4 protein-coding genes are annotated in these 7,322 nt (G+C 47.7%); 3 read left to right on the top strand and 1 reads right to left on the bottom strand.

Annotated elements, in window-relative coordinates; translation table 11 throughout:
* Positions 1-1,214: ABC transporter ATP-binding protein (locus tag GX019_06135; protein ID HHT36741.1), on the bottom strand; the 1,214-nt coding region annotated here is incomplete at its 3' end.
* Positions 1,215-1,262: 48 nt separating this feature from the next.
* Here GX019_06135 and GX019_06130 point away from each other — a divergent pair.
* The 3 genes from GX019_06130 (at position 1,263) to GX019_06120 (ending at position 7,310) form a co-directional block, all read left to right on the top strand.
* Positions 1,263-1,862: a DNA-3-methyladenine glycosylase gene (locus tag GX019_06130; protein ID HHT36740.1), complete on the top strand. Its 600-nt coding sequence runs from the start codon at positions 1,263-1,265 to the stop codon at positions 1,860-1,862.
* 80 nt (positions 1,863-1,942) lie between these two features.
* Positions 1,943-4,126: a 1,3-beta-galactosyl-N-acetylhexosamine phosphorylase gene (gnpA, locus tag GX019_06125; protein ID HHT36739.1), complete on the top strand. Its 2,184-nt coding sequence runs from the start codon at positions 1,943-1,945 to the stop codon at positions 4,124-4,126.
* 91 nt (positions 4,127-4,217) lie between these two features.
* A complete protein-coding gene (locus GX019_06120) occupies positions 4,218-7,310 on the top strand; it encodes a hypothetical protein (GenBank protein HHT36738.1) in 3,093 nt (1,030 codons plus the stop codon).
* Positions 7,311-7,322: the final 12 nt, after the last annotated feature.

Genomic DNA, 7,322 nt, shown 5'->3' with positions numbered 1-7,322 from the left:
TCATAAAACCGAGCCAGCAGATTGGCAATGGTTGTTTTGCCGCTTCCCGTCATGCCCAGCAGGCAGACTGTGGATCCCTTCGGGATGGTTAGGGAAAAATCCGCAACCGCTTCTTCGCCATTAGGGTAGGCGAATGATACATTATTAAAGTTAATATCGCCGTCGATATTTTTAACGATTGGTTCACCCAAGCTGTCTAATGCATCTTCGGCGTCAACAATTTGGAAGATCCGCTCAGCGCCGGCAATTGCCCGCTGAAACATCTCAGACAGCCAGCCGATTTGCCGCACCGGCCAGATCAGGTTTTCGGCGAAGCTGGTAAAGGCAATCATTGTGCCGAGACTGATCTCTCCTTTAATCACAAAGTAACCGCTGGCAGCCAGAGCTACCATGCCCGAGAACGAGCCGAGAAAATCCATGGTTGGGTGGACTGTGCTGCTTAAACGGGCAATTTTCAGCCCCAGCTGGTAAAACTGCTCGTTTTCATGGCCAAATTTTCCCTCTGCTTCCGGTTCCCGGGTGAAGGCTTTAACTACCCGGATTCCAGAGACATTTTCCTGAGCAGTTGTGTGCAGCCTGCCGGACTGCTTCTGCAGACTTTGGTATAAGGGACCGATGCGTCTGGCGTACCACACTGCCAGGATCCCGAGAAGAGGAAAAGTTGCAAAGATAATCAAAGTAAGCAGTGGATGCATAATCAGCATGGCAATAGTAATGCCAATGACGATCATAGCGTTGACCAGGATCAGCATGATTACAAAACCGGTACCATCCCGCACCGCATCTACATCTCGGGTTAATACCGACATTAAGTCGCCTGTTTTCTTTGTATCAAAAAAAGAAAAGGGCAGATGCAGAATGCGCTTAAAGAGCAGTTTGCGCAGATCATGGCTGATGTAGTTGCCGGTACCCTCTTGGAAATAAATCTCTACATACACAAAAATAAAGCGGGTTACCGCTAAAATCAGCAGATAAAGAGCGCTGGTTCTGATTGTGCTGAGACTGTCCGCAAGAGGCTGCCCGGAAGTGAAAGTGTCAAAAACATTGCGGATAACTAATGGCAGCAAGATCAATCCAGCGGAGTCGCCCAGCATGCCGATGCCGGCCAAGATTCTGCGTCCCCATTGATTTTTCACCATTCGAAAAGCGCGGAGCAGATGCCGCATAATAATCACCAACTTACCAGTATCATAATAGCGATACCAATTTACCATATTTTATCTGCTTTAACAACGATTTCTTTGTATTTTTGGAGGTGGAAGATGCGTTTAGACTACAGTTTTTACCGCCGGGATGTTTTAGATGTTGCGGAGGATCTGTTAGGGATGAACCTGGTTCGCATTATTAATGGGAAGCGTCTTGCCTGCCGGATTGTCGAAACCGAAGCCTACCGCGGTCCTGAGGATAAAGGATGCCATGCTTATGCAAACCGCCGCACCAAGCGGACAGAGGTGATGTTTCATCCCGGTGGATGCGCGTATATTTATCTGATTTATGGGATGTATTATATGCTGAATATTGTAGCGGCAGAAGCAGATGAGCCGCAGGCGGTGCTCATTCGGGCAGCAGAGCCCCTTGAGGGGATTGAGGAAATGGAAAAACGCCGCCGTTTAAAAACCAACGACCGGCGCAGGCTCTTGAATGGACCAGGAAAACTCTGTCAGGCTTTGGATATTGACCTATCCTTTAATGGTTATGATTTGGTTAAAGGCAGGAAACTGTTTATCGAGCAGCCTAAACAGCGTCATGCAGAGCAGATTGTAAAGGCAAAGCGGATTAACATTGACTACGCGGAGGAATATCGGGATAAATTGTGGCGGTTTTATTTTGCCGATAATCCCTATGTTTCACGGTTAAATTGATGCAGCAGGAAAAATGAGTATAAATGTGGTATCATAGAGGAGAAATTTGATCATGACTATGTTCACAAGGAGGATAAGCTATGCAGGATAAGTATTCATACGGAGGTTTTACTCTCCCCGGTGAAGCTGGCTATGAGGAACTGACCTTAAAATTAGCTAAACGCTGGGGCGCAGATGTAATTCGCGACAGTGATGGAACTCAGCTTTCCGATCAAATATTTGAATCTGGCTACGATATTTACTCAACAATTTGTCTGGTCAGAGCCGATAACGAGTGGGCCAAGGCAAACATGGATAAGCTGCAGCAGTGCTACCTGATGAGCGAACCGGTTGTGGCTGAAGGCGACACAGTAACCATCAATCTGATGGATACATTCTACAAAGAGCAGTTTAAAGTTAACTTTGATGATGATCCAAAAGAGTTTTGGCAGGTATTTGATCGCACAACCAATGAAGAGGTTGCGCTGGAAAACTGGACCTACGATGCTGAAAATGGTACCGTAACCGTTTCCGGAACTCAGAAGTGGCACCGGTACACAGTTAACTTCCTGGCTTATCGGATCTGGGAAGAGATCTCTATGTATAATCACCACACCAATAATTGGGGCGATCGGGAGCATTTGATGCCCATTGATCCTATCTATCCCGAGGCGCAGGAACATCTGCTCAAAGTTTTGGAGCAGTGGCTCAAGGATCATGAGCACACTAAGGTTGTCAGATTCACATCGCTTTTCTATAACTTTTTCTGGATTTGGGGCGCTGATCCGAAGCGGCCGTTCCATGTGAACGACTGGGGTTCCTATGCCTTTGCAGTCAGCGCGTATGCGATTCGCGAGTTTGAGAAGAAATATGGCTACCGCCTCACATCCGAGGATTTTGTCACTAACGGCTTATATAACAACTCCTATATGCCGCCGTCAGATAAATATCGTGACTGGATGGAGTTCATCCACAATTTTGTTGTGGACTTCGGCAAGAAATGTGTTGCGCTGGTTCAAAAATACGACAAGAAAGCCTATGTGTTCTACAATGACCACTGGCTCGGCATGGAGCCTACTTTAGAGCGGTGGAAGGAATTCAACTTTGATGGAATCATTGAAGGTATTTTCAATGGTTTTGAATCGAGAAGAGTGTCGGCAACTCCCCACGTTAAAGTTAGGGAGCTGCGCCTGCATCCATATTTCTTCCCGACCGGCGTTAACGGCGCTCCCAGTTTCATCGAAGGCGGCAATCCAACTCTGGAGCTGAAGACTTACTGGATGGATATCCGCCGGGCAATCTTGCGGGCTAAGATCGACCGGATCGGCTTTGGCGGCTATCTCCACCTGGTAGAAAACCATCCAGATTTTATCCAGTATGTGGAAGATATGGCGCGGGAGTTTAGAATGATCAAGGATATGCATCAGGATGATCAGCCTTATACCGCTGATTTCACCGTTGCGTTCCTCACTGCATGGGGCCACATGCGGGAATGGGGCTGCCGCGGCCACTTTAACCGGGGCAACTTCTACAATGAAGTAATGGAATCCATTTCTGGACTGCCTGTAAACGTGAAGTTCATCAGCTTTGCGGACATTGTTGAAAACGGCATCCCAGAGGACATTGATGTCATCATCAATGCTGGCGCTGTGAATGATGCCTGGAGCGGTGGCTGGCACTGGCAGAATCCAGCCGTAATCGAAAGGATTACCGAGTTTGTCAGCGAGGGCGGCGGATTCATCGGTGTAGGTGAACCGTCGGCACTTGACCACAGCATCCAGTACTTCCAGTTGGCCCACTTATTGGGCGTCGATCGGGAAACCAGCTTGACCAACCCGTTTGAAAGATATCGGTATGAAACAGTTGATCAGCACTTCATCACTGCTGGTCTAGATCCGGAAAAGATCGATTTTGGTAAATTTATCGATGAGATCTTTGTGCTGGGACCTGAGACAAAGGTACTTGCTGAACGCAGCGGTTCTCCGCTGATTACCGAGCGAGAGTTTGGCAAAGGTAGAGTTATTTATCTGGCTGGACACAAATATAATCCAGAGAATGTGCGTCTACTGCACCGCGCTCTTTGCTATGCAGCCGGAAAAGAAGACGAATTTGGCAGCTGGGTGAGCAGCAATATCCATACAGAATGCGCATATTATCCGAACCACAGCATGCTGGTTGTAGTTAACAACAGCTTTGAACCGCAGACAACTACAATCACTACTGCTGACGGAAAAGAGATCGAAGTTAAGCTGGAGGCTAACAGCTCCAAGTTCATTGAGCTCTAGATTCAGCTGATAGCTTGATTTGACGCGTAATCTTAAGGAGGTGACATCCGTTCACCTCCTTACTCACTTCGGCGAAAGGTGAGGTGGTACTGTGAAGAAAGTGCAGCTGCTCAGTCCGGTGGTTGTTTTCTTGGTCCTGGTGTCTCTGCTGGCTTTTGTTCCGACTGTGAGCGGAGCAGATCAAGTGGTTTTTGCTGACCATAATTTGGAAGCTGCTGTTCGTGAAGAACTTGGTAGGTTTGAAGGTCCGCTTGCACCGGCAGAATTAGCTGAGATTAAAATAATCAATGCTGCCGAACGGGGCATCACTGATCTAACCGGCATTGAGTATCTTACAGGTTTGGAGTATCTGAACCTGCGCAATAATGATATTTCCGATATTTCTCCCCTAGCTCAGCTGAACAAGCTGACTTACTTAAATCTGCATTCCAACACTGCAATCACTGATCTCAGCCCTATCGGCGGGCTTACCAATCTTGAAACCCTGATCCTCAGAAATGTGCCAATCAATGAACAGACAGATGTACTTGCTGATCTTATTAATTTAAAAAGACTGAATATCAATAATACCGGTATTACTGATCTTACGGTATTGGGAGAGCTGTTAGCTCAGGATGCGCTTCGAGATGAGGTGGATCTCGGCAGTAATCCTATCTTTATCAGCGCTGTTGAAGGGCTCGATGGTTTTGCTCCGATCCGCAAATATTGGGAACAGGTCAGCAGCCGCAGTCCGAGACAGTTTCCGGAACTTAATGGACAGTACGCTGTAATCAATGAGGTGATGGCTCGCAATGGCCGCAGCGTTCTGGATCAAGATGAAGAGCCTTCTGATTGGATTGAACTGTATAATCCTACTGATCGCTCGGTTCATTTAGGCGGCTGTTATTTATCTGACGATCTCAATAACCTGACAAAATGGCCGTTTCCTGCAGACACCTGGCTGGAACCGGGTGGGTTTCTGCTGGTTTGGGCATCCGGGAAGGATCAAACCGGTCCTGAGCTGCATACCAGCTTTAAAATTGATCACGAAGGCGAGCAGATAATTCTTACTCATCGGGATCGGGAAACAATCATTGATTATTTTTATGTATCGCCGGTAAAGATGGATATCTCCTGGGGAAGACAGCCCGATGGCGGCAGCACGATTGTGATGTTTGGCCGTAACCAGGCCAGTCCGGGAGAGTCGAATAATACTGGGCTTGCTTATTTGCAGCCAAATCCGGGTTTGAATCCGAGCTTCTCCCATCAGGGCGGGTTTTACGAGAAACCATTTATGCTGACTCTCGATCCGGCTGCAGGAACCACAGTGTATTTTACTCTGGACGGTTCTATTCCTGATCCCATTAACAATCCCCACCGAACTTATGAGTATACCGATTCGATCATCATTCGCGAGGAGAAAACACCGGTTGTGGAGATGGGTATTCCCATTTTCGCCGATGTGACTCCCAAGCCGCCCTTAACCCACTTGGTATCCAGCTATAACAAGTGGTATCTGCCGCGCACGGAGCAGTTTAGGGGCACAGTTGTCAGGGCAAGAGCTTATGATGCTGATCATGTGCCGAGTGAAGTTATTACTCACACTTATTTCGTCGATCCACAGGGCTTTGACCGCCACAGCTTGCCGGTTATTTCAATTACAGCAGATCCGGTTGATCTTTTTGATTATAATCACGGGATTTATCTGCCGGGTAGAGGATTCCATGAAAATCTGCCTTGGGCCTATCACCACTGGGGCAGCGGCAATTTCCATGGACGGGGACGTCATTGGGAAAGACCGATTCATATCGAATTCTGGGAACCGGATGGCACTTTGGCAATTGCCCAGAATGCGGGTGTGCGCATTCACGGTGATGCTTCCCGGGCCTACGCCCAAAAGAGCCTCCGCATTATTGCATCAAGCGACTATGATCAGCGTGATGTGTTTGAGCACGAGATTTTTCCGGGCAGGACAGTACCATCCACCGGCGAACCATATACTAACTACAAAGCGTTTGTACTGCGCAATGGCGGCAACACCTGGGAAAATACAATGCTGAAAGATGGGCTGATAGCCAATCTGCTCCATCACACCAAGCTGGTTCCCATGTATTTTCGCCCTGCCGTAGTTTATCTCAATGGTGAGTATTGGGGTATCCACAATATCAGGGACCGCCAGGATGAGTGGTATCTGCACCACACATACGGCGTTGATCCTGACCAGGTAGAAATTGTAGAAGACAATGTGTTTGTCAATGAAGGAAACGCACCTTTAAACGATCTGGAGCGCCAAAACTACCGCAAACTCCTTCAGTTAATTGATCCGAATTATCGCCATGGTTACCGAACACCGAGGTCTTTAAAAGATCCGGAACTGTACGATCTTGTTAAGGAAATGATGGACATTGATGCTTACCTTGACTATGCCGCCGTGCAGATTTATATTCAAAACCACGATTGGCCGGGGAATAATGTGCGCCTGTGGCGCCTCAACCTGCCGGCAAACAATCCTGATGCTCCTTACGGGCACGATGGGAAATGGCGCTGGATGATTTATGATTTAGATTTGGCATTTGCTAATTTCAGTGCTAATACCATGGTCAACGCTACCAGAACCGATGGGTGGGAGTGGCATAATCCATCCTGGGCGACTTATCTGCTGCGGGCGCTGTTAGAAAATCCAGAGTTTAAGATCGATTTTCTCAACCGCTGCGCAGATCATATGAACAGCACCTTTTTACCGGAAGTGGTAATAGCGGAGCTTGATCGGCTCAAAAAGATGATGGAACCCGAGATTGATGAGCATATACGCCGGTGGGACAGGCCCGCTGCCAGTAAGGAGTTGTGGAAGCTGCAGAATAACAACCTCCGCATTTTTGCCGAGTTTAGACCCGGCTCCAATCAGGGGCATATCATCCGTTATTTTCGGCTGACAGGTATGTACAAGCTAACTATCAAAACCGAATATGCAAAAGGATATGTCAGAGTCAATTCTCTTAATATTGCACCGGGTACACCAGGAGTAAGTGATCCAAACAATTGGAGCGGTAAGTATTTTAACGATATCCCGATTACCCTGACGGCGATTCCCCATGAGGGACAGAAATTTGTCGGCTGGATTGGAGTGCCGCAGGAAATGCAGCATGAACCGACAATAACCATTATTCCGTCGGATTCAATCACGATTCAGGCAGTGTTTATTTAAGGAGGCGATTTT

It is taken from the genome of Bacillota bacterium (assembly GCA_012837335.1).
Classification (GTDB): domain Bacteria; phylum Bacillota; class Limnochordia; order Darwinibacteriales; family DTU012; genus DTU012.
Note: the sequence above shows the minus strand (reverse complement) of the source record. Positions and strands in the feature narration are given on the sequence as shown.